The following is a 24,615-nucleotide window of genomic DNA, read 5'->3' on the forward strand; positions in this document are numbered from 1 at the left end:
AGCAGACCTTATACTTTTATACTACTTTTTAGTATGATAAACAATTGATAAACAAGCTTATAGCACTTACTTGAATTCAATGAAGAAATCTACAAGACTTACTCCGTCTGGAACACCTATCCTTTTACGTATTCTATATCTTGCGGCCTCAACTCCCCTTATAGTAAGATTTGTCATTTGGGCAATATCTTTAGTTGACATGTTCAATCTCAACAAAGCACAAAATCTCAAATCCGTAGCAGTAAGTCCGGGGTATCTTTCTTTCAAAGTCCTGAAGAAACGTTGATGTATCAAGTCAAAATTATTCTCGAAAACTGTCCAGAAATCTTCATTGTCAATGTTGTCATTAATCTGCTTTAAAACCATCTCCATATTTTTTCTTCCACACTGGTTTTTCAACAATTGTTCCTGAACAAATTTTCTTAAACTCTCCAAAGTCTCCTGTTTGGCCAATCTGGCAAGTGTCATACTGGCAAGTTCCTTTCCTTTCAACGTCAATTCATTTTCCAGTAATTGTTTCTGTTGTTCGGCAATCAACCTTTGCTGCTCACTTATTTGTATATTCTGCTCTATTCTATGTGTTTCAAACTCTTTCTTTTTTTTCTTCTCTACGGCCTTTTCCCTCCATCTGACAAACAAGAACAAAACAGCTCCCGCTACCAAAATATATACAACAATCATCCAATTGGACATCCATACAGGTCTGTCTATTATAAACGAATATGACACCGAATCAAGCAATTTACCTTCCTCATTCAACACCTCGACATCCAGACTATATTTACCATATTCCAGACTGGCAAAATGCATATATGGCATATCGCTTTCTTCGGTAATATCTATTTCTCCATCCATTATAAACTTAAACCTCAGGCTTCCTTGCTTATACGATGGATATGAGACATACACCTTCAAATCTCTGAATTTACTGTCCAGTGTAGTTTCGCTTGCAAGATTCAGAATATCTGTCATTCCATCAGATGATTCGGCTATAATCTTTGAAAATTCCGCTTTCACATATTCCTTCTTGTCAACAGAATCTTTCAAAGGAAATATTCTTGCCACGCAATTATTAAGATTCAGATAGCTGACATCATCTTCCACATAAACATTTGCATATCCTTCAATACAAGGAGAGTCAAAACTGCGTGAAAGTATTCTTTTCTTTACATAGAACTTTCCTTTATTATACTGAAGCAAAACATATTCGTCATCATTAACAAGCCAGATCATATCATCATAATGCGTGTCAACCGCGCAATGCGCATTCTTTATTATTACATCAGAATTCTTCAGCAATCCATAAGGCACTATCTTCTGTTTGGATTCATCATATACAAAATATCCTTCTTCATCAGAAAAAACTACTTTACCTCTAATTTTAAATACATTTATTTTATTGGAGCTGTTATGTTCCGATTTACCAAGATTGTATATTCTGTCTATCTCCTTTATATTACACAAATCATCTGTAAGCTTTATCTTATATAAACCACTATACATATGTGAAGCCCAAATAACACCGGATTCATCAATTTCCAAAGATTTCACCGGTGCCAGAAAATCATTTACCTTATGCGACAGAAACCAATATCCGTCACTGTTCTTCTTCCAGATTCTCAATTCGGCATAACTGGCCTCAACCAGAACTTCAGTTCCATTAATACTTGCCTTTTTTATACAAGTACTGCTTGAAGTTCCTTTTACCTGACTGACTTTTCCGTCATAACACAAGGTGGCAGAATTATTTCCGATGAACAACTGCCTGTCTATTTTCTTTACATACCAGTTCTGTCCTTGGGTATATGGCAACAGTTCCATACCTCCACCGTTCATATCATATACATATGCCCCTTGGTTGGTAGCCATAAACATCTTTGTTCCTACCTTCTCCACCCCATATACCATTCCGAATTTATAATCTTTGGATGACGGTATTAACAATGTAGTCAGAGTATTTGTACGCAAGAAAGAAATTCCATCATCAAGTGCAGTCCACAAATTACCGTCCTTATCACGACATATACCCATTATCGTGTTATTATTCAGCTGGTTCTCCCTGTTCAGATGCCATAGTAATTTTCCATTATAATCTATACCATACAGTCCGTTGGATATTGTACCTAACACTATCACTGAGTCTTTCAGAATTGTACTTCTATTCCCCCTGGCTTGTATAAGTTGAGCATCGATATCTGTAGCAAATCGCGAAACAGTACCATTGAAATATCTGAATAAACCGTTATTGAGGCTGAAAAGGATGAACTCATCTCCTTTAAACGGCAATATAGAAACCACGTCATCATTCAGTTGTTCCCTTGAAAACAACATTTTCATATTCTCTCCATCGAAAGAATAGAAATCGCCGTCTATAGCCTGAATATATCCCATACCGTTTATGACTGAACAAAACAATGGACGTATAGGTACAGGCAACTTACCAGGTTCTACCCTTTCGCCGTCATAGACATACATTCCTGTGAACGATTGGAAAAAGATTTTCTTATTTATACGAACTATATTCCATATCTCATCGTTAGAATTCACTTTCTCTTTTATCGAATCACTTAATGAAACATAGTCCAATTCCCCTCTGTCATTTTTTCTGAAATAACCAAACTCCTCAAAAGAGCCGATATAGATTCTGTCTCCATCAACGAATACAGATCTGACAGCAAAATTTCCGGGCACTCTATACAAGTTCCAGAAAAAACCGTCGAAAGTCAATAAGCCATTATTATTTCCAAAATACATTACGCCGTTAGGTCCCTGTGTACAACTCCAGTTTTGATGACCGGCATTATATGAATCTACAGTATAATTGGTTGTAGCAGGAATAAACGAAGCCGCATTCAAATCAGGTAAACAAAGTATCAGGCAAACAAAAAGTATATTGAGAAATTTTAGTTTCATAAAAATGTTTTTTCATACATTACATAATAAGACAAAGGTATATTATAATTTCATAATTCAAAACAGATTTACAGAAAAAGGGTTCAGGAACTAATTGAAAACTCAATTTGAACCCGAACCCATCTCTCTCTTATTTACAGAATATTATTTCCGATGTCTTGGAAACTCCATTCTCATTAAATGCCTCTATACAGAAATAGTAACTTTGGTCTGTCGATAAGGAGCGCATAAACAGTTCATTTTCATCATAAACCATCCATGAGCTGTAAAGTTTGTCAGGAGATATTCCCCAAAGCACATTGTAACCTTGAGCGCCTTTCACCTTTTCCCATTTTATTGATACATCTCTCCTGTCGGCTTGTCTTTCCACTGTCAGTCCTTTAACTTTAGACGGCTGCTTTCCATTTCCTAAACCGAAAATTCTTAACTCAGATATAGCCAGATTTGGAGTAGGTACCTTAATATTCTTATATCTCACAAATCTTGCCTTTTGTGACTTAGGCAATTCGACATAATCGTTTGGCACATCCTTATAATTATTGCTCTTGTCAACCATTACATACCAGTCTTTTCCGTCCAGAGATCCCTCTATCATATATCTGTGATGAAGATTTTCATATCTTCCGTACATATCACTCTTATAATCATGATAGTTTATCTGCAGGGCATATACATCGGATACATTCTCAAGATCTATTGTCACCCACTGGTTTTCGTCATTCTTCTCTGCCACCCAGAAACTCTTGGTTTTCTCGTCTGTCAGTTCATTTCCTTTAAATGTTTCCAATGAAGACGAAACCGTTACAGGCTTCTTATACGACAGAAGCATCCATCCACGGAACTCTCCCTTCTTATTAGGAACAGATGGGGCATAATGCGGATAATCACCAAATCTGGTATTACAATACATTATTCCGTCATCATCAAATCCCATAGGGAACATACACAAGCGGCGCTCCCAATTGACATTAATAGAAAGCGACATAGAAGCGAAATGCCAGTAAGTATTGTCAGGACCAAGAAGACTGCTGCCATGGCCTGCTCCATTCATAAAACCTCCCGGCTTATATGACACCGGATTATGAGGCTGATATTCAAACGGACCTAGAGGATTGTCGGACACATATACTCCGTCGCCGTAAACATTGAACTCTGTACCCGGCGAGCCATACTGAAGATAATATTTACCATTATGTTTTGTCATCCATGGGCCTTCGATAAATCCTCCTAGATCAGAATCGCTCACATGGTTCTCACCGAAACGCTCCCAACCATGATTGGCGAGATCCAGATGCAACAGTTCCTTCACTTCACCTTTTGGTATGAAACGATGATTGCGGTCGAGCTCCATTCCTCTTACAGGGAACACGTTCGAAGATCCCCAATACATATAAGCCTTTCCGTCATCATCAATAAACAAGGCAGGATCCTGAAGATTGTTCAATATTGCCGGAGTTCCTTTCCATTTTCCTTCTTTAGGATTATCGGTGTATAACACACTCATCGAACCGGAAGGATCGCCACATACATACAAAACTGAGTCCTTGTAATTATGCGCTGCCGGCGCATTACATCCTTGTGGATACCAATTTGAAGGAGAAATGAAATCCCAGTTCTGCAAATCTTTTGAATGCCAGTATCCGTGCGAACGTGTGACGAACATATAGTATTCTCCTCTGAACTCAACCACTGCAGGATCAGCACCCGAACGGTAAGATATATCCTTGTCCGAATTATATATCATATACGTATAATCCAGATTAATAGGATTACAATATGTTTCCATTCGTGTATTTTGTCCGGAAGCAGGCAGAAGAAACAAAGCACTAGAAATAAAAAATAATAAGGTTTTCGGTTTCATAAGTAATGTTTTAGATTAGTATTAATTTTATCTGGCGGCAAAATAACCTCTTAATAATCTAACAGACAAAAAAACTCATACTTAGACACTACTTCTTTTAACAACACGCAATACTTCTATACTACTTTTACATCGTATAACCGATTGAATTTAAAAGAATTACAACAAACAAAAAACTCCTGCCGGACTGATGTCCGGCAGGAGCCTAATATCAATATTTTATGTGATTAAAAGGGGAAGATTACATCATGCCACCCATGCCGCCCATTCCTGGAGCGCCCATTGGCATTTCAGGTTTGTCTTCTTTCTTTTCAACAATTACACATTCAGTAGTCAAGAACATACCTGCTATTGAAGCTGCATTTTCAAGAGCAACACGAGTTACTTTTGCAGGATCTACTACACCGGCAGCGTGCAAGTGTTCGTAAACATCTGTACGTGCATTGTAACCGAAGTCATCTTTACCTTCACGTACTTTCTGTACCACTACAGCACCTTCCTTACCAGCGTTAGCTACAATCTGACGAAGAGGTTCCTCGATAGCACGTTTGATGATTTCGATACCGGTTGTTTCGTCAGCGTTGTCACCCTTCAAGCCTTCCAATGCATCGATTGCACGGATGTAAGTTACACCACCTCCAGGTACGATACCTTCTTCGATAGCGGCACGAGTTGCGCACAAAGCATCGTCAACACGGTCTTTCTTTTCCTTCATTTCAACTTCGCTTGCAGCACCTACATAAAGAACTGCTACGCCACCTGACAATTTGGCAAGACGTTCCTGAAGTTTTTCTTTGTCATAGTCAGAAGTAGAGTTCTTCATCTCAGCTTTGATCTGGTTGATACGTTCCTGGATGAGTTCTTTCTGACCGGCACCGTTTACGATAGTAGTATTTTCCTTAGAAACAGTAACCTTATCACAAGTACCAAGCATTTCGAGAGTAGCCTGTTCAAGTTTCAAGCCTTTTTCTTCGCTGATAACTACACCACCTGTCAATACTGCGATATCTTCAAGCATAGCCTTACGACGGTCGCCGAAGCCCGGAGCCTTAACAGCACAAATCTTCAACTGTCCGCGCAGACGGTTAACTACAAGTGTAGTCAATGCTTCGCTGTCAACATCTTCTGCTATAACCAACAAAGGACGTCCGCTCTGTACTGCCGGTTCAAGGATAGGCAAGAAATCTTTCAGATTAGAAATCTTCTTGTCATAGATAAGAATGTATGGGTGTTCCATTACACATTCCATCTTTTCTGTATCAGTTACGAAGTAAGCTGACAAGTAACCACGGTCGAACTGCATACCTTCTACAACACCGATTGTAGTGTCAGTACCTTTAGCTTCCTCGATAGTGATAACACCGTCTTTTGAAACCTTGCGCATAGCATCTGCAATAAGCTTACCGATAACAGGGTCGTTGTTTGCAGAGATTGTAGCAACCTGTTCAATCTTGTCGTAGTTGTCACCTACAGTTTCAGCCTGTGACTTGATAGATTCTACAACTTTAGCAACAGCCTTGTCGATACCACGTTTCAAGTCCATTGGGTTGGCACCTGCTGTAACATTCTTCAAACCTACACCTACGATAGCCTGAGCCAATACAGTTGCAGTAGTAGTACCGTCACCTGCATCATCACCAGTCTTTGAAGCTACAGATTTTACAAGCTGTGCACCTGTGTTCTGGAATGCGTCAGCCAATTCTATTTCTTTAGCTACAGTCACACCATCTTTAGTGATGTGAGGAGCACCGAATTTCTTTTCTATAATAACGTTACGTCCTTTAGGACCAAGTGTTACTTTCACTGCGTTAGCAAGTTCGTCCACACCTTTTTTCAACTGATCGCGAGCATCAATGTTGAAGAGAATATCTTTTGCCATAATTTTCTAAACTTTAAAATGTTGATTATATTTATTATTCCACAACAGCGAGTACGTCACTCTGGCGCATCATCAAGTATTTTACACCTTCGTGTTCGATTTCAGTACCAGAATATTTTCCATACAAAACAGTATCATTAACTTTCAATACCATTTCTTCGTCTTTAGTACCGTTGCCTACTGCAATTACTTTACCCTGTAATGGTTTTTCTTTTGCTGTATCAGGAATGATGATACCGCCGATAGTTTTTTCTTCTGCAGGAGCAGGAAGAATCAGAACTCTGTCTGCTAATGGTTTAATAGTCATAATAGTATATTTTTATTGTTATTTTTCAGTTTATCTAATGTCTTTAATAAGACACAATACTCAATACGAAAAGCGTGCCAAATACTAATTCTGTCATATTGGCATATCATTTCTTAATAAAGTATATGTAACACTGACATTTAATCAGTAGTGACACATATTTATATTGCCAAATCTACTGTTGTTCTAAAAAGCGGCAGGATATTTTTCCGAACTTAATATTTTGACAATCTATACCCTCCTTCAGTCTTTATCAATACACCTTCCTCAACCATAGCAGACAGCGTACGCGACAGTGACGGACGTGCCACTCCCATGATAAAAGCAACATCCTGAATATTGGTTATTACACCACTCCTCTGCAAATAACTCACAATCCTTGTACTAAGATTCTGCAAGGCAAATTCATTAAGTTTACGACTCAGAAAGACACTCCTGTCTGATATCTGACGTAGAAAATTTCTCAGAAGAGCGTCGTCGGTTTCCATCATCTTAAGAAAATCATCTTTCGACAGAGACCATATTATGACATCATCCTCGGCCTGCAGTGTTACAGGAAATCTGTTCTCTGTTCCGTAAATAAATGCAGGTGCCAATATCTCCGGAGCCGCCAGATGTTCTATCACTATTTCCTTTCCCTCGGCGTTCGTCATCTTGGCAAGCAGCGTACCCTGACACAACAGAGACAATGACTTACACAAACTGTCTTGAAAGATGGCGATATCTCCTTTCTTATACGAAGAAATCTTATTGGAAGCATTCTTCAGAAATTCCGCTATCCCATCTTTGTTTACTCCTTCAAAAAGAGTGAAATCCAATATGTCATAAAATCGTCCCATGTACATATATATTAATCATTTTTATCAGTCATTGTAACATCTGTTACGGAATAAAGAGTAACAACGGAATACCTTTGCACAAAAATAGCAACAATAGTATTAGCCACAAATTCAAATCACATTTATTATGACTGAAAATTCTATTGCAGTAAACGAAATGTTCTGTTTCCAATGTCAGGAGACAGCCAAAGGAATAGCCTGTACCATCAAGGGTGTATGCGGCAAGAGCAGCTCAACATCGGCAGCCATGGACTTGCTGTTGTTCGTAGTTAGCGGCGTGTGCTCCGTAGCAGACATTTTGAGAGAAAACGGCATTAAAACAAATCATGAGGTAAACACTTTCGTAACAGACGCATTATTCTCAACCATTACAAATGCCAATTTCGACGATGAAAGCATTCTGAAAAGAGTGGACCGAGGATTGGAACTGAAAACTGAACTGAAAAATATTGCAGAGAAAGAGAATATCAAACTTCCGGCAGTAGATGAAATAATCTGGAATACAGAAAACAGAAGATTCTACGATGAGAAGTCAAGAGCCGTTGGCATTCTGAGAGAGAAGAATGAGGATATCCGCTCACTGAAAGAGCTGATAATATATGGTCTGAAAGGTATGGCCGCATATCACGAGCACGCCATGCGCCTGGGATATAATGATGAAAGCATACACACTTTCATGCAGTCAACAATAAGAAAAATCACAATAGGCAACCTATCGGCAGATGAACTTACAGCATTAACACTTGCTGTGGGCGAAACAGGAGTTAAGGTAATGGCTCTATTGGATAAGGCAAATACGGAGACTTACGGAAATCCTGAAATCACAAAAGTGAATATCGGTGTAGGAACAAATCCGGGAATACTGATAAGCGGACATGACCTGCATGACATAGAGGAATTGCTAAAACAGACTGAAGGTACCGGAGTAGATGTATATACACACAGCGAGATGCTGCCGGCACACTACTACCCGGCATTCAAGAAATACAAACATTTCATCGGTAACTACGGTAATGCGTGGTGGAAGCAGCGCGAAGAATTCTCTTCGTTCAACGGTCCGGTGATATTCACTACGAACTGTATCGTACCTCCTACCTCGAATGCTGTATATAAGGACAGAATCTTCACCACCAACTCTACCGGTTATCCGGGATGGAAACATATCACTGCAAACGAGAACGGAGTAAAAGACTTCTCCGAAGTGATTGAACTTGCAAAGAAATGCGATGCGCCTACACAGATTGAGGAAGGCGAAATAATAGGTGGATTTGCACATAATCAGATATTGAGTCTGGCAGACAAGGTAGTGGATGCTATCAAGGCAGGCGCAATAAGAAAATTCATTGTTATGGCAGGATGCGACGGCAGAATGAAAAGCAGAGACTACTACACCGAGTTCGCAAAGGCATTGCCGCAAGACTGTGTAATCCTTACTGCAGGATGTGCGAAGTATAAATATAACAAACTTCCATTGGGCGATATTAACGGTATCCCTCGCATTCTTGATGCAGGACAATGCAATGACAGTTACTCACTGGCCGTTGTAGCCATGAAGCTGAAAGAGGTATTCAATCTAAACGATATAAACGAACTGCCTATAGCATACAACATTGCATGGTATGAACAGAAAGCGGTAATCGTTCTGCTCGCTCTGTTGTCGCTTGGAGTGAAGAACATCCACCTCGGTCCTACTCTTCCGGCATTCCTCTCGCCTAATGTGGCCAAAGTACTTGTTGACAACTTCGGTATCGCAGGTATAGGAACTGTTGACGAAGATATGAAGACACTTGGTATTAGTGTGGAATAAAAATACAAAAATCATTGAATTTCCGGGCCCAGAACTCTGGGTTCGGAAATTGTCGTTTATTGGCATTAATTATCTTTAACTATAAAAATTAGTTGAGCAACTATATTTTTTAGTTACTTTGTCACAAACGAAAATCTAAAGCAAAGCCTTATGAAAAAACTGACATCAAAAGAAGAGGAAATCATGGAACTTTTCTGGGAAAAAGGTCCATTGTTCGTGAAAGAGCTCCTTTCATTTTATGACGAACCGAAACCGCATATTAACACACTGTCAACAATTGTACGCGGATTGGAAGACAAAGGGTATATAGGCCATAAGGCATACGGAAATACATTCCAGTATTATGCCACTGTGAGCCGGAATGATTTCAGCACCAGCACATTAAAAAATGTAATTAGCAAATATTTCAATAATTCCTACCTTAATGTAGTATCTTCCTTAGTTAAGGAAGAAGACATATCAATTGACGAGCTTAAAGAACTTATAAAGAAAGTTGAAGAAGAGAACAGGAAATAAGCAATGATAGAAAAAGTTTAATAATATGGGAACACTACTTATATATATACTGAAATCGGCTGTTTGTCTGGCAGTATTCTATCTGTTCTACAAACTGCTGATGAGTCGCGAAACTTTTCATCGTTTCAATCGTTTCTCTCTTCTTGGCTTGATGATTATATGTTCCATAATTCCTTTCGCAAAGATAAGTATGGATACCCCGGATGAAACTGTTCAGGTTGAAATATCTATGGACGAGTCACTGATGATGCCTGTCATGGTCGATGAAAATATAGCAACAGAAGCCAGTGATATCTCTACGATGGAATATATCACCACATTTGCAGCCATCATATACATCACCGGAATTCTGTTCTTTGCCGTAAAAGAGATTTTACAGTTCATAAAAGTGCTGAACATAACGCACAAGGGTAAAGAGGAAGATATCAGTCTGTATGTAAAAGACAATACAGGCAAAATAAAACTTATAGTGACAGACGAAAAAATATCACCTTTCAGCTGGATGAACCATATAGTAATATCACGTACCGACCTGGAAGAAAACGGCAGAGAGATACTGTGTCATGAAATGGCACATATCACCAACCATCATTCCATCGACCTTATTCTGGCAGATATATGCATACTTCTGCAATGGTTCAACCCGGCATCATGGCTTATAAAATCGGAACTTCAGAACGTACATGAATTTGAAGCCGACGAAACAGTAATAAGAAACGGAATAGACGCAAAGAATTATCAATTATTATTAATAAAAAAAGCTGTTGGCTCAAGGCTCTACTCAATCGCCAACAGCTTTAATCACAGTAAACTTAAAAAACGTATCACTATGATGATGAAAAAGAAATCCAGCCCATGGGCACGCGCGAAGTATCTCTACGTACTTCCACTGGCAGCTGTAGCAGTTGCCGCCTTTGCCCATCCTGAAATCTCAAAATTAAGTGACGAGATTTCAAGTGTCAAAGTTAATGATTTTTCGGCAATTACGAAAAATCATGAGGTAGAAAACACTTATTCCAAACCTAACGGACTTATTCTGGTGAAAGGTACAGTAGTTGACGATGCCACCGGAAAAGCGATAAGGGGAGCCAGCATCCTGGAAAGAGGTACTACAAACGGAACTATCTCAGATGAGAACGGAGATTTCACATTACGAACTACAGAAAACTCCGTAATAATAATTTCATTCATCGGGAAACAGACTTATACTTTCATAGCGTCGGAAATGGAAATAAAAGGATTAAAAAATAACCCCATAAAGCTTAAGGACGATGTGCAGAATATGGACGAGATAGTTGTAGTGGGATATGAACCGGCCGAGCAACCAAAGAAAGAAGAAAAAGTTCAGCATAAAGCCGGAAATGAGGAGGAAGTATTCATAGTAGTGGAACAGATGCCTGAATTCCCCGGTGGCATGTCCGAATGCTTAAAATATATAGCCCGCAACATCAAATATCCTACACTTGCACAGGAAGCAAAAATTGAAGGACGTGTAATAGTCAGATTCGTTGTAGGTATAGACGGATACACATCAAACTTCGAGATTCTACACAGTGTATGTCCAGCCTTAGATGCGGAAGCCATCAGAGTTTTGGCACAAATGCCTAAATGGAAACCTGGTATGCAAAGAGGTGTTGCTGTTCCTGTGAAATACACCGTTCCTGTAACCTTTAAACTTGAAAAACAAAATACGCCCCAAACGCAAACCATTAAAAGTAATCCGGTTATGCCCGGAAACGTAAGTTTCAACAAGTCATTGGAGAATGTCCTGATTGTTATAGACGAGAAAGTGGCATCACAGCAAGAATTCAGTGCCTTGAAACCTCAAAACATTGAAAGAATAGAAGTCATAAAAGAAGATAGCAAGGCACAGGAAATATTCCGTAAATACGGTGTATTCGACAAGAAAGAAGGAGTAATAATGATTAAAACGAAAGTATGGAACGATGAACCGACTGTAACTCTAAGCGCTGATAAAATGGACAGTAAAACAGCGAAAATAATAAAAGACAAACTGATTAACGACTACAAAAAATAGGCTAATAAAAAACGTGCGCACATTCGATTTAAAACGTGCGTTCATTTAATCTAAAACGTGCGCACGTTTTACTTAAAACGCCCTGTCGTTTTTTTAAAAGATATGCTCCCCCTATCGGAAGTCCGAAAGAGGGAGCATTTATACTATTAAAATTCGTGCAAAAACAAATTATCAAGCCTTAACACGACCTACGTATGAACCATCGCGAGTATCAACTTCGATGATTTCATCCTGATTGATGAACAATGGAACACGTACTGTAGCACCTGTTTCTACTGTAGCAGGTTTAGTAGCGTTAGTTGCTGTATCACCCTTCAATCCCGGTTCTGTGTAAGTAACCTTCAACTGAACCTTAACAGGCAATTCAGCGAAAAGGATAGTTTCAGTAGAAGCGTCAGAAACAACTTCGATAACCATTTCTTCTTTCAGGAAGTCAACACCTTCGATAAGATCGTGAGCGATAGGCACCTGTTCGAAAGTTTCCTGATTCATGAAGATATAATCATTACCTTCCTTATACAAGTACTGGTAAGGACGACGTTCAACACGTACATCTTCAAGTTTTTCACCGATATTGAAACGACGTTCCAAAACGTAACCGTCAACAACATCTTTCAATTTAGTACGCATGAAAGTGTTTCCTTTACCCGGTTTTACATGAAGGAAGTCAATACAGAAATAAATCTTGCCATCCATACGGATTGCTGTTCCGATTTTAATGTCTTGAGCATTAATCATAAGTAGAAATCTTTATATTTATATGTAATAATTGATATTCAGAGTAATAATTCGGGTGCAAAATTAATCTAAATCACGAAAAAACGCAAAAAGTTTTGTGTAAAAATGACTTATATCTTTGATTATTAAAAAAAAGTCACTAATTTTGCAGCCCGAACGCATAGAATAATAACATAAATAGTATATACAAAAATGAAAAGAACATTCCAACCCTCTAACAGAAAGAGAAAAAACAAACACGGTTTCCGTGAAAGAATGGCTACTGCAAATGGTCGCCGAGTATTGGCTGCACGTCGTGCTAAAGGTCGTAAAAAATTGACTGTATCTGACGAATACAACGGAGTTAAGGCATAAGCCGTGCTTTGGAATTAAGATTTAAGAAAAGCCGCAATGTACTGATGACAGTATTTTGCGGCTTTTTCTGTTTTTATACATTATCAATAAAACGAATAACCAAAAAAATCGTATCTTTGTCGAAAATATTCAACAAGTTATGATAGGATTTAAAGACTTCTTTTCGTTCCAGAAAAATAAATTCTTCTGGATTAACATAATTGGTATGGTTGTGGTAATAATAGCTGTGACATGGGGAACTTTGGCATGGCTTGATTCATATACCAGACATGGAGAAGCACATATAGTGCCTGACGTAAAAAACAAAAACATAGAGGAAGCAGTCAGGATTCTGAATGAAGGTACAATGGAAAGTGTAGTCATAGACTCAAATTACGTTAAAGGCGTACCGGCAGGAATGGTTCTGGAACAAACTCCCGCTGCAGGAGCCAGAGTAAAGGAAGGCAGAACTGTATATCTGACAATAACCACTACCTCTGTTCCACTGATACAGCTACCAGACATTATTGACAACAGTTCTATAAGACAGGCAGAAGCAAAACTGAAAAGTATAGGTTTCAAGCTTACAGAACCTGAACTCGTTCCGGGAGAACAGGACTGGGTGTATGGAATAAAATACAGAGGAAGAGAACTGAAATCGGGTGATAAAGTACCTAACGAGGCCCTTCTCACCTTGTGTGTGGGAGATACTCATTTAAGGGATTCACTTGCAATGGATTCCACTATGATTGAAATAAATCCAATGCCTCAAAATGAAGAAAAACCTGAGGTGGATGATTCCTGGTTCTAACTAATAATGAAAGAATGGCAGAAGATATTTTTCTTGATGATATTGACGATACATTAGACGACCTTGAGCCTACCAGAAATTCCGGAGAGTTGTATGAGCACTTCAAGGTTGTGGTCGATAAAGGACAGTCGCCGGTAAGAATAGACAAATACCTTTTTGAAAGGATAGTAAACGCCTCAAGAAACAGGATACAGGCTGCTGCGGATGCGGGGTTCGTTATGGCTAATGGAAAACCTGTGAAAAGCAGCTATAAGGTGAAACCTTTGGATGTACTGACGGTGATGATGGACCGTCCGAAATATGACAACGACATTATTCCTGAAGATATTCCACTTGACATTGTTTACGAGGACAGTGAACTTATGGTGATAAACAAGCCTGCAGGACTTGTGGTACATCCGGGATGCGGCAATTATCATGGCACCTTGGTCAATGCTATTGCATGGCATCTGAGAGACGTCCCTACATACGATCCGAACGATCCTCAAGTGGGATTGGTACATAGAATAGACAAGGATACATCCGGACTGTTGGTTATAGCCAAAACACCTGATGCAAAGACCAGTCTTGGAATGCAATTCTACAATAAGACCACAAAACGTGAATACAACGCACTGGTGTGGGGAATAGTGGAAGAGGACGAAGGAACAATAACGGGCAACATAGGACGTAATCCAAAAGACAGAATGCAAATGGCTGTAATGGCTGATCCGAATCAAGGTAAACATGCCGTGACGCACTATAAGGTTTTGGAAAGGCTTGGATATGTGACGCTTGTGAAATGTGTGCTGGAGACAGGAAGAACACATCAAATTCGCGTACACATGAAGCATATAGGGCACGTACTTTTCAATGACGAAAGATATGGCGGCAACGAAATTCTGAAAGGGACTCATTTCAGCAAATACAAACAATTCGTAAACAACTGTTTTGATATTTGTCCAAGACAGGCGTTACATGCCAAGACTTTAGGTTTCGTACATCCTAAGACCGGAGAAGAAATGTTCTTCACATCGGAACTGCCTAAGGATATGACAGAACTGATTGAGAAATGGAGAACTTATATCAGTAATAGAGAACAGATTTGAATAATATAAATAAAGATGAAACGTACAGTAGCAATTATTGCAGGCGGTGACTCTTCGGAACATGAAGTGTCAATGAACAGTGCAAAAGGCATTTATTCTTTTATTGATAAGGAAAAATACAATCTATATATAGTAGAATTGAGCAAGAAGGCCTGGGAAGCCGTGCTTGCCGATGGAACTCGTTCGAAAATAGACAAGAACGATTTCAGTTTTATGGATGGCGACAAAAAGGTAAAACCTGACTTCGCATATATCACCATACATGGTACTCCGGGGGAAAATGGTATCCTGCAGGGGTATTTCGAATTGTTGGATATCCCCTACTCTACTTGCGACGTCCTGGTTTCTGCCATGACTTTCAGCAAGTTTACATTGAACCAATATCTGAAAGGATTCGGCATCAGAGTTGCGGAGTCTATGCTGGTAAACAAACGTTTCGGCATAGAGGATAAGGATGTTATAGAGAAAATAGGTCTTCCTTGTTTTATCAAGCCTAATGCCAGCGGTTCAAGTTTCGGTGTGACAAAAGTAAAAACAGCGGATCAGATACAACCTGCCCTGAAAGCTGCCTTTGCAGAATCGGATGATGTGATGATAGAGGCATTCATGGACGGTATTGAGCTGGCAAACGGATGTTATAAGACAAAGAATAAATCTGTAGTATTCCCTATCACTGAAGTGGTTAGCGACAATGAGTTTTTCGATTATAACGCAAAATATAAAGGCGAAGTGACTGAAATAACTCCTGCACGTCTCAGTCCTGAGCTTACAGAGAGGGTAAAGAAGCTGACTTCTGCCGTGTATGATATTTTGGGATGTAAGGGTATAGTAAGAGTTGACTATATCATTACTGAGGGTGAAAAGATTAATATGCTCGAAATAAACACCACTCCGGGAATGACAGCTACAAGCTTTATTCCGCAGCAGGTAAAGGCTGCAGGACTTGACATAAAAGATGTGATGACAGACATCATAGAAGAAGGACTGGAAAAGTATTCTAAATAAACATTCATAACCATAAAAACTGAAAGCCATGAGAATACCTGAAGAATTTGACGAAATCCGCCCCTATTCTCCGGAAGAACTTCCAAAGATCTTCGAAGAATTATTGTCTGACAGTGATTTTATAGAGGTGATAAAAAAGGTATTGCCAGATACTCCAATTGAGGCATTGGCCAATATATTGAGAAACTGCAAGACTAACCTTGATGTGCAGAAGAATATTTTTTATGGATTACTGCATGACATCATAAAGAAATGCAGCGACGGATTCAGTTTCGACAGCTCGCAGATTGCAGACAAAAACAAAGGATATACTTTTATATCCAATCACAGGGATATTGTACTGGATTCCGGGTTCCTTTCAGTAGGACTCATTGACAACGGATTCCCTACTACAGTAGAAATAGCAATAGGTGACAATCTTCTGATATACCCGTGGATAAAGAAGCTGGTGCGTGTAAACAAGGCGTTCATAGTACAAAGGGCACTGAGCATGCGACAAATGCTTGAGGCTTCGGCCAGAATGTCAAGATACATTCATTTTGCAGTTACACAGAAGCAGGAAAATATATGGATAGCGCAACGCGAGGGAAGAGCGAAGGACTCTAATGACCGTACTCAGGACAGCGTTCTGAAGATGCTGGCAATGGGTGGTAGCGGCGACGTAATAGACAGTCTGAAGGAGCTTAACATAGTGCCTTTGTCACTGTCATATGAATATGATCCGTGTGATTTCCTTAAAGCTCAGGAAATGCAGCTGAAAAGAGATGTAGAAGGCTTCAAGAAAAGTCAGCAGGACGACCTGGTGAATATGCAGACAGGAATTTTCGGATACAAGGGAAGAATACATTTCCAGACCGGTCCATGCATAAACGACGAACTGGAGGCTTTGCGCGGATTGCCTAAAGTGGAGATATTTACAAAAGTTTCTGAGATTATAGACAGATATATCCACCTCAATTACAGAATGTATCCTGCCAATTATATTGCATGTGATATGCTTAACGGAAACAAGGCGATGGCAGAACATTATACGGCTGAAGACAAGGCAAAATTTGAGGCTTATCTCGAAAAGAAGATTTCGCTTATAAACATTCCTGACAAGGATATTGACTTCTTACGTGAACGTATTCTGACTATGTATGCAAATCCTGCTATCAATCATCTCCATGCAATAAAGGAATGAGGAAAGGTTTTTACATAATAATTCTAGTATGCATTGTGGCTTTTTCATCTTGCAAGAAAGATGAATATGTATATCCTAGTGTACTGACAGAACTTGTTGACATAAAGACAAATTCTTCCGGGAAACTATCGTATATTCAAAGCGACAACGGAGATATGTATCAGATAATGGAGAGGAGTGGACTGGAAGGTTTCACTCCGGACTCTACTTATAGGGCGCTATTTATCTTCGAACTCGGAGAAAGCAGCAACGATGTTTTTACAGCTAAGGTTTATTCATGTCAGTTTGTTATTTCAGTTATTCCATCTCCGGCAGACAAGTTTGATAAAGGGATAAAAACTGATCCGCTGGATATAGACAGAATTTGGAGTTCGGGAAACTATATAAATATGGTACTGGATATTATGGCGAAAGACAAAACGCACGTATTGAATTTCGTCGATAACGGGATAACAAACAATGCAGATGGAAGCAAGACACTGGATATAACGGTTTATCATGATCAGAATGGTGATTATGAAGCCTACACGAAAAAAGCGTATGCTTCTATTCCGTTATGGCCTTATAGAGGAATATTGGCAGAAGGTGACAGAATAATAGTGCACATAAACACATTTAAGGAAGGAAATACGACAAGAGAGTTCCATTACTAAACATTCTATATTATGATATTGAAGAGTATATATTTCATGTTCTTTGTATGTGTCTTTCTGTTTGGGCTGATGGCATGCAGTTCGAAACCAAAAGACAAATTCACAAATCTTTCGGCAGACGAATTCGAGAAGCTGATAGAAAACGATGATGTACAAAGACTGGATGTAAGAACTGTTGCCGAATATAGTGAAGGTCACATACCAGGCAGCATAAACATCAATATATTTGATGATAAGTTTTCAGCTGCAGCTGATGAGATTCTTGACAAATCAAAACCTGTAGCTGTATATTGCAAGAGTGGACGCAGAAGCAGGAATGCAGCAAGACTTTTGGTAAAGAAAGGATATACGGTATATAATCTTGACAAGGGTATCCTGAACTGGATAGACTTAGGTAAAGATATAGAGAAATAACATAAAAGGGCAGTTCAAACCGAAATGGTAGAGAACTGCCCTTATTTATTTTTTTACAATGATTGAAGCATTCTTTTCAATACAACTGTTGCCGAAATCTCACGGTTTGCTGCCTCAGGAATAACCAACGATGTAGGTGCTTCAATAACATCATCGGTAACTATCATATTTCTGCGCACAGGCAAACAATGCATGAAATAGGCATTATTAGTGACCGCCATGTGTTTGGCGTCAACAGTCCATCCCATATCCTTTGAAAGCACCTTACCATAATCTGCAGGATTGGTAACTCCTGGACATGCCCAGTTCTTTGCATATATAAAATCTGCGCCTTCGAAAGCCTTCATCTGATCATACTCAACTTTTGCACCACGTACAAATTTAGGATCGAGCTCGTAGCCTTCCGGATGAGTAATAACAAAATCAACATCTGCCTCGTTCATGAAGTCTGCAAATGAGTTAGGCACTGCCTGAGGAAGGGCTTTAGGATGTGGAGCCCAGGTAAGCACTACTTTAGGACGGTCCTTTTTCTTATATTCTTCTATAGTGATAAGATCTGCAAATGCCTGTAGAGGATGTCCTGTAGCAGCTTCCATAGAAAATACAGGCTTGCCTGAATATTTGATGAACTGGTTAAGAATTTTCTCGGTATAATCGTCTGTGCGACTCTCAAACTGTGCAAACGAACGGACACCGATTATGTCACAATAAGAAGCCATCACCGGTATTGCCTCCAGCAGATGTTCACTCTTATCACCATCCATAACAACTCCACGTTCTGTTTCAAGCTTCCATGCTCCCTGATTAACGTCCAACACTATCACATCCATTCCTAAATTACGCGCTGCCTTCTGTGTGCTTAAACGTGTACGAAGACTATTATTGAAAAATATCAGCAAGCATGTTTTGTGCTTTCCCAATGATTCATATTTATATCTGTCATTCTTTATCTCGAAAGCTTCAGCCAAAGCTGTTTTCAAGTCACCCAAATCGAATACGTTAGTATATGTTTTCATAAGATGTATGTATATTAATTAGTTTTCAACAGCAAAAATACAATAAAAATACAATTATACGCTATAATAACGAATATTATTACATAAATATTAATGTTTATTTCCTTATCTGACCGTTTCCCTCTATAATCCACTTGTAAGTGGTTATCTCTTTTAATCCCATCGGGCCACGGGCATGGAGTTTCTGGGTACTGATCCCTATCTCTGCACCCAGGCCAAACTGTGCACCGTCAGTAAACGAAGTCGGAGCATTCACATAAACACAGGCAGCATCGACAGCTCTTCTGAAATACTCTGCTGCATTCTTATCTTCTGTCACTATACACTCACTGTGTTTTGAACTGTATTTGAATATATGATTGATGGCTTCATCTATATTGCTCACGGTTTTTATTGCCATTTTATAATCCAGGAATTCTGTTCCGTAACTATCTTTTGTGGCTGGTTGCAATAATTCCGCCGGATAAGTGCCTTTTAAGGCCTCGTACGAGGATTTATCTGCGTATATGATAACATTACTGGAAGATAACTCCGAGCAAATCTGAGGCAAATCTGAAAGTCTGTCGGAGTGTATCAGAAGGCAGTCCAAAGCATTGCATACACTGACTCTCCTTGTTTTGGCATTATTTACAATTCTCGCGCCTTTATTGATATCTCCTGCCAAGTCAAAATAAGTATGACAAATTCCCGCTCCGGTTTCAATTACAGGCACGGTAGCTTCAGTACGCACATAATTGATAAGGTTACTGCTACCACGTGGTATTATCAAATCTACATATCCATTCGCATGTAGAAGTTCGGTAGTAGTTTCTCTGTCTGTTGGCAATAAGGTTACTATATTTTCATCAACTGCAAATTTTACAAGCACTTCGCGGATTATTTCTACGATAGCCATATTGGAATTATATGCATCACTTCCACCTTTCAACACACAAGCACTTCCGCTTTTCATGCAGAGAGAAAAAACATCAAAGCTAACGTTTGGACGTGCTTCATAAATAACTCCTATTACTCCAAACGGCACACTGACCTTCTTTATTTTCAAACCGTTCGGACGTACGTCTTCATACAGGACATTACCTAAAGGTGATGGTAAGGAGGCTACATTACGAATATCGGAAGCTATATCACATATTCTCTCTCTGGTTAGCTTCAAACGATCATACTTGGGATTAGAAACTTCCATCTTTTGAAGATCCATTACGTTTGCTGTCAAAATCCTTTCAATATTTTCAACAGCTGCATCAGCCACAGCTATAAGAATCTCATTGATTTTCTTTGTATCAAGAAGAGCTAACTTACGGGAAGCTAGCCTTACGGCTTCTAAAGTTTCATTTAGACTCATAATTTCACGTTTTTCAATCCAATATTCGCAAAATTAGGATTAAATTTTGAAATATGATAATTTATTGATAAAAAAACAATATTAAGTGAAAATCATTACCGTACTGTTTGTTTAACTATGATTTATTTGCTTTTAAGAAGAAAAAAACTTAACTTTGAAAATAACAGAGAGTGTTAACCGATTATTATTAACCATTAAAAGATTATAGCTATGGCAGAAATCAATTATGACTCATTAGTAGAAGTTTTCAAAGGCAATCTTTGGGAAGCTGAATTAGTAAAAGGCTTATTAGAATCTGAAGGTGTTCAAGCTATGATAAAAGACGAAACATTGTCAGCTGTTACTTCACCATATTCTGGTATGGGTGGAGCCGTACTAGTATTGGTTAATAAGGAAGAAGAAGTCTATGCAAGAAAAATTGTAGAAGAAAGGAAAGATAGAAAAGTATAATGCAGTAAACCTACAATAAGGGTACATACTGAAAATAGGAAGAAATAAAAAATGCTGTCCCAAGAAATCTTGAGACAGCATTTTTATATATAGCATTTACAGAATTATTCAGCTTTAGGGGCTTCCTCTGTTGTTGCTTCAGTAGTAGTTTCTGCCGGTGCTTCAGTTGCAGCAGATTTTTTAGAACGACGTGTACGAGTTGTCTTCTTGGCAGCGCTCTTAGCCATGTTTTCGTTGTAGTCAACCAACTCGATGAAACACATTTCAGCGTTATCACCTAAACGGTTACCAGTCTTAATTATACGAGTATAACCGCCTGGACGATCAGCAACCTTAACAGAGATTTCTTTGAAAAGTTCTGTTACAGCAAACTTATCCTGCAAGTTACTGAATACTACACGACGTGAGTTTGTTGTATCTTCCTTTGATTTTGTTATCAGAGGTTCAACGAACTTCTTCAAAGCTTTAGCCTTCGCAACAGTCGTAGTGATTCTTTTGTGCTTGATCAAAGAACATGCCATGTTTGACAACATTGCGTTTCTATGAGAAGCAGTACGACCTAAATGGTTAAATTTTTTATTATGTCTCATTTTTTATTCTTTATCTAATTTATATTTAGAAATATCTGTTCCAAACGTAAGATTCAGACTCTCGAGCAAATCATCAAGCTCAGTGAGCGATTTCTTTCCAAAGTTTCTGAACTTAAGAAGATCAGTCTTATTGAACTGAACGAGATCACCAAGTGTCTCAACATCTGCAGCCTTAAGACAATTAAGCGCACGAACCGAAAGGTCCATATCGACTAACTTAGTCTTGAGCAATTGTCTCATGTGCAATACTTCTTCATCGAATTCTTCGTTGCTGTCTGCATCTGATGCTTCAAGTGTGATCTTTTCATCAGAGAACAACATAAAGTGATGAATCAATATTTTTGCAGCTTCTTTAAGCGCTTCCTTTGGATGAATGGAACCATCCGTACTAATTTCAAGTACAAGCTTTTCAAAGTCTGTTTTCTGTTCAACACGGAAGTTTTCAACAGAATACTTGACATTACGTATCGGAGTATAAATAGAATCAATAGGAATTACATTAACATCAGTGCAATACACACGATTTTCATCGGCTGGAACGTATCCGCGACCTTTGTTAATTGTAATGTCTATTTGCATAGTTGCTTTTGAGTCTAAATGGCAAATAACCAATTCAGGATTTAACACTTCAAATCCGGTCAAATGCTTTCCAATGTCACCTGCCTTGAATTCAGTTGAATTCTCAACAGTTATGCTGACACTTTCATTTTCGTATTCGTCAACTATCTGCTTGAATCTTACTTGCTTCAGATTCAAGATAATGTTAGTCACATCTTCTTTTACACCAGGAATAGTCGCAAATTCATGTTCTACACCTTCAATACGTATAGTGTTGATTGCATAACCTTCCAAAGAAGAAAGAAGAATACGGCGTAAAGCATTACCTACGGTAATACCGAAACCGGGTTCAAGCGGACGGAATTCAAATTTACCGAATTTAGAATCCGCTTCTAACATTAATACTTTATCTGGTTTTTGAAATGCTAATATCGCCATGAAATTAATTATTATTTAGAGTACAATTCAACGATTAAGTGTTCTTTTATGTTTTCTGGAATGTCAGCTCTCTGTGGTATGTGCAACATCTTACCAGTCTTAGAGTTCTGATCCCATTCTAACCAAGGGTATTTGCTGTGGTTGAATCCAGTCAACGCATTTTCAATAACTTCGAGTGACTTAGATTTTTCACGTACACCTACCAACTGACCAGGTTTTACAGCATATGATGGGATGTTAACAACTTTACCATCAACAACAATATGCTTGTGACCTACCAACTGACGAGCTGCAGCACGAGTTGGGGCGATACCCAAACGGAACACAACATTATCAAGACGACATTCAAGTGCCTGTAACAAAAGTTCACCAGTAATACCATTCTGACTTGCTGCTTTTTCAAACATATTACGGAACTGCTTTTCAAGTACACCGTAAGTATATTTAGCTTTCTGTTTTTCAGCCAACATGACACCGTATTCAGATGTTTTTCTACGGCGAGTATTTCCATGCTGTCCAGGAGGATAATTTCTTTTTGCTAAAACTTTATCTGCTCCGAAGATAGCTTCACCGAATTTACGTGCAATTCTACTTTTTGGTCCAGTATATCTAGCCATTTTTATTTGAAATTTTAATTGTTATTAATACAGGTGTCTAATATTATACTCTTCTTCTCTTAGGAGGACGACAACCGTTATGAGGCAATGGTGTTACATCGATAATTTCAGTAACTTCGATTCCGGCTCCGTGTACGGTTCTAATAGCAGACTCACGTCCGTTACCTGGACCCTTAACGTATGCTTTAACCTTTCTCAATCCGAGGTCAAATGCTACCTTTGCACAATCCTGTGCAGCCATCTGTGCTGCGTATGGAGTGTTCTTCTTTGAACCTCTAAATCCCATTTTACCTGCAGAAGACCAAGAAATAATCTGACCTTCACTATTTGCTAAAGAAACAATGATGTTATTGAATGATGAATGAACATGCAACTGTCCGTTAGCATCAACCTTCACATTTCTTTTTTTAGCTGCGACTGTTTTTTTTGCCATATCAACAATTATTATTTAGTAGCTTTTTTCTTATTTGCAACAGTTTTCTTTCTTCCCTTACGTGTACGAGCATTGTTCTTAGTACTCTGTCCTCTTACAGGAAGTCCCAAACGGTGACGAACACCACGATAGCAACCAATATCCATTAATCTCTTAATGTTTAACTGGATTTCTGAACGAAGATCACCTTCTACTTTATATTCAGCAGCGATGATTTCACGGATTTTTGCAGCCTGATCATCTGACCAATCCTTTACTTTCAGGTCACGGTCAACACCTGCCTTATCCAAAATTTTTGCTGAACTACTGCGTCCTATACCATATACGTATGTTAACGCAATCTCACCTCTTTTATTCTGAGGCAAATCTACACCAACTATTCTTATAGCCATAAACTAAATTATTTTTTTTGCAAAAATAATAAATTATCCTTGACGTTGTTTATACTTAGGATTTTTCTTGTTAATAACATACAAACGGCCATTACGTCTAACGATCTTACATTCTGGCGTACGTTTCTTTAATGAAGCTCTTACTTTCATATCTTAATTTCTATTATTTATATCGGAAAACAATTCTTCCTTTTGATAAATCATATGGAGACATTTCAACTCTCACCTTATCACCAGGAAGTATCTTAATGTAATGCATTCTCATCTTTCCAGAGATATGAGCTGTTATCTCATGTCCGTTCTCAAGTTCAACTCGAAACATTGCATTTGACAATGCTTCAACTATTACACCATCTTGTTCTATTGCAGATTGTTTTGCCATATTTATTAT

26 protein-coding genes are annotated in these 24,615 nt (G+C 38.7%); 11 read left to right on the forward strand and 15 right to left on the reverse strand.

The genetic code is table 11. From position 1 onward, the window contains the following. Positions 1-66 precede the first annotated feature (66 nt). The 5 genes from OCV82_RS05150 to OCV82_RS05170 all read right to left on the reverse strand — a co-directional run bounded on the left by OCV82_RS05150 (position 67) and on the right by OCV82_RS05170 (position 7,799). Positions 67-2,913, reverse strand: coding sequence for a helix-turn-helix and ligand-binding sensor domain-containing protein (locus OCV82_RS05150; RefSeq protein WP_154043456.1), 2,847 nt, complete (start codon positions 2,911-2,913; stop codon positions 67-69). 130 nt (positions 2,914-3,043) lie between these two features. Then, complete coding sequence (locus tag OCV82_RS05155; RefSeq protein WP_154043457.1) at positions 3,044-4,774, reverse strand: family 43 glycosylhydrolase; 1,731 nt, start codon at positions 4,772-4,774, stop codon at positions 3,044-3,046. A gap of 241 nt (positions 4,775-5,015) precedes the next feature. Next, positions 5,016-6,653 (reverse strand): chaperonin GroEL, encoded by a 1,638-nt coding sequence (gene groL, locus OCV82_RS05160; RefSeq protein ID WP_154043458.1) that lies wholly within the window; start codon positions 6,651-6,653, stop codon positions 5,016-5,018. Positions 6,654-6,687: 34 nt separating this feature from the next. Then, entirely contained in the window at positions 6,688-6,960 is a 273-nt protein-coding gene (locus tag OCV82_RS05165; RefSeq protein WP_154043459.1) for a co-chaperone GroES, read from the reverse strand. Between the two features lie 215 nt (positions 6,961-7,175). After that, positions 7,176-7,799 (reverse strand): Crp/Fnr family transcriptional regulator, encoded by a 624-nt coding sequence (locus OCV82_RS05170; RefSeq protein WP_262543001.1) that lies wholly within the window; start codon positions 7,797-7,799, stop codon positions 7,176-7,178. 127 nt (positions 7,800-7,926) lie between these two features. Here OCV82_RS05170 and hcp point away from each other — a divergent pair, with 127 nt between their 5' ends. From hcp to OCV82_RS05185, 3 genes are all read left to right on the forward strand, one after another. After that, entirely contained in the window at positions 7,927-9,606 is a 1,680-nt protein-coding gene (hcp, locus tag OCV82_RS05175; RefSeq protein ID WP_154043461.1) for a hydroxylamine reductase, read from the forward strand. A 150-nt stretch (positions 9,607-9,756) separates the two neighbouring features. After that, positions 9,757-10,122, forward strand: coding sequence for a BlaI/MecI/CopY family transcriptional regulator (locus OCV82_RS05180; protein WP_154043462.1), 366 nt, complete (start codon positions 9,757-9,759; stop codon positions 10,120-10,122). 25 nt (positions 10,123-10,147) lie between these two features. After that, on the forward strand, positions 10,148-12,160 hold the full coding sequence (locus OCV82_RS05185) for a M56 family metallopeptidase (RefSeq protein WP_154043463.1): 2,013 nt from the start codon (positions 10,148-10,150) through the stop codon (positions 12,158-12,160). A gap of 171 nt (positions 12,161-12,331) precedes the next feature. Here OCV82_RS05185 and efp read toward each other — a convergent pair whose 3' ends face one another. After that, positions 12,332-12,898, reverse strand: a complete 567-nt coding sequence (efp, locus tag OCV82_RS05190) for an elongation factor P (protein WP_154043464.1) — start codon at positions 12,896-12,898, stop codon at positions 12,332-12,334. Between the two features lie 192 nt (positions 12,899-13,090). Between efp and rpmH the strand changes: the two genes are divergently transcribed. The 7 genes from rpmH (at position 13,091) to OCV82_RS05225 (ending at position 18,385) form a co-directional block, all read left to right on the forward strand. Beyond that, the gene (gene rpmH / locus OCV82_RS05195; RefSeq protein ID WP_004292199.1) at positions 13,091-13,252 is read left to right on the forward strand and encodes a 50S ribosomal protein L34; all 162 of its coding nucleotides are present in this window, start codon (positions 13,091-13,093) and stop codon (positions 13,250-13,252) included. 139 nt (positions 13,253-13,391) lie between these two features. After that, entirely contained in the window at positions 13,392-14,042 is a 651-nt protein-coding gene (locus OCV82_RS05200) for a PASTA domain-containing protein (protein WP_154043465.1), read from the forward strand. Between the two features lie 14 nt (positions 14,043-14,056). Next, positions 14,057-15,130, forward strand: coding sequence for an RluA family pseudouridine synthase (locus OCV82_RS05205; RefSeq protein WP_154043466.1), 1,074 nt, complete (start codon positions 14,057-14,059; stop codon positions 15,128-15,130). A gap of 15 nt (positions 15,131-15,145) precedes the next feature. Further along, positions 15,146-16,135 (forward strand): D-alanine--D-alanine ligase, encoded by a 990-nt coding sequence (locus tag OCV82_RS05210; protein WP_154043467.1) that lies wholly within the window; start codon positions 15,146-15,148, stop codon positions 16,133-16,135. Positions 16,136-16,163: 28 nt separating this feature from the next. Next, positions 16,164-17,318 carry a 1-acyl-sn-glycerol-3-phosphate acyltransferase gene (locus OCV82_RS05215; protein WP_154043468.1) on the forward strand — a complete coding sequence of 385 codons (1,155 nt, stop codon included), beginning with the start codon at positions 16,164-16,166 and terminating at the stop codon, positions 17,316-17,318. After that, positions 17,315-17,971 carry a NigD1/NigD2 family lipoprotein gene (locus OCV82_RS05220; RefSeq protein WP_154043469.1) on the forward strand — a complete coding sequence of 219 codons (657 nt, stop codon included), beginning with the start codon at positions 17,315-17,317 and terminating at the stop codon, positions 17,969-17,971. Before OCV82_RS05215 ends, OCV82_RS05220 begins: the two co-directional genes overlap by 4 nt. A gap of 15 nt (positions 17,972-17,986) precedes the next feature. Further along, positions 17,987-18,385, forward strand: a complete 399-nt coding sequence (locus OCV82_RS05225) for a rhodanese-like domain-containing protein (protein ID WP_154043566.1) — start codon at positions 17,987-17,989, stop codon at positions 18,383-18,385. 53 nt (positions 18,386-18,438) lie between these two features. On the opposite strand, the gene OCV82_RS05230 is transcribed toward OCV82_RS05225, so the two are convergent. Continuing rightward, positions 18,439-19,401: a Rossmann-fold NAD(P)-binding domain-containing protein gene (locus tag OCV82_RS05230; protein ID WP_154043470.1), complete on the reverse strand. Its 963-nt coding sequence runs from the start codon at positions 19,399-19,401 to the stop codon at positions 18,439-18,441. Positions 19,402-19,498: 97 nt separating this feature from the next. Further along, the gene (locus OCV82_RS05235) at positions 19,499-20,746 is read right to left on the reverse strand and encodes a glutamate-5-semialdehyde dehydrogenase (protein WP_154043471.1); all 1,248 of its coding nucleotides are present in this window, start codon (positions 20,744-20,746) and stop codon (positions 19,499-19,501) included. A 210-nt stretch (positions 20,747-20,956) separates the two neighbouring features. On the opposite strand from OCV82_RS05235, the gene OCV82_RS05240 reads away from it, so the two are divergent. After that, positions 20,957-21,196: a DUF2007-related protein gene (locus OCV82_RS05240; RefSeq protein WP_154043472.1), complete on the forward strand. Its 240-nt coding sequence runs from the start codon at positions 20,957-20,959 to the stop codon at positions 21,194-21,196. A gap of 104 nt (positions 21,197-21,300) precedes the next feature. Here the strand turns inward: OCV82_RS05240 and rplQ are convergent, their stop codons facing one another. The 7 genes from rplQ to infA are packed head-to-tail and all read right to left on the reverse strand — an operon-like array spanning position 21,301 to position 24,606. Then, positions 21,301-21,786, reverse strand: coding sequence for a 50S ribosomal protein L17 (rplQ, locus tag OCV82_RS05245; RefSeq protein ID WP_154043473.1), 486 nt, complete (start codon positions 21,784-21,786; stop codon positions 21,301-21,303). A 3-nt stretch (positions 21,787-21,789) separates the two neighbouring features. Continuing rightward, complete coding sequence (locus tag OCV82_RS05250) at positions 21,790-22,782, reverse strand: DNA-directed RNA polymerase subunit alpha (protein ID WP_154043474.1); 993 nt, start codon at positions 22,780-22,782, stop codon at positions 21,790-21,792. Positions 22,783-22,793: 11 nt separating this feature from the next. Continuing rightward, positions 22,794-23,399 (reverse strand): 30S ribosomal protein S4, encoded by a 606-nt coding sequence (gene rpsD / locus OCV82_RS05255; protein ID WP_154043475.1) that lies wholly within the window; start codon positions 23,397-23,399, stop codon positions 22,794-22,796. A 43-nt stretch (positions 23,400-23,442) separates the two neighbouring features. Continuing rightward, positions 23,443-23,832: a 30S ribosomal protein S11 gene (rpsK, locus tag OCV82_RS05260; RefSeq protein ID WP_005844897.1), complete on the reverse strand. Its 390-nt coding sequence runs from the start codon at positions 23,830-23,832 to the stop codon at positions 23,443-23,445. 11 nt (positions 23,833-23,843) lie between these two features. Then, on the reverse strand, positions 23,844-24,224 hold the full coding sequence (rpsM, locus tag OCV82_RS05265; protein WP_154043476.1) for a 30S ribosomal protein S13: 381 nt from the start codon (positions 24,222-24,224) through the stop codon (positions 23,844-23,846). 33 nt (positions 24,225-24,257) lie between these two features. Continuing rightward, positions 24,258-24,374: a type B 50S ribosomal protein L36 gene (gene ykgO, locus OCV82_RS05270; RefSeq protein WP_002558051.1), complete on the reverse strand. Its 117-nt coding sequence runs from the start codon at positions 24,372-24,374 to the stop codon at positions 24,258-24,260. Positions 24,375-24,387: 13 nt separating this feature from the next. Then, positions 24,388-24,606 carry a translation initiation factor IF-1 gene (gene infA, locus OCV82_RS05275; RefSeq protein ID WP_002558052.1) on the reverse strand — a complete coding sequence of 73 codons (219 nt, stop codon included), beginning with the start codon at positions 24,604-24,606 and terminating at the stop codon, positions 24,388-24,390. Positions 24,607-24,615: the final 9 nt, after the last annotated feature.

Origin of the sequence: Bacteroides cellulolyticus, from assembly GCF_025567135.1 — a bacterium.
In the GTDB taxonomy this organism is placed as follows: Bacteria; Bacteroidota; Bacteroidia; order Bacteroidales; family Bacteroidaceae; genus Phocaeicola; species Phocaeicola cellulolyticus.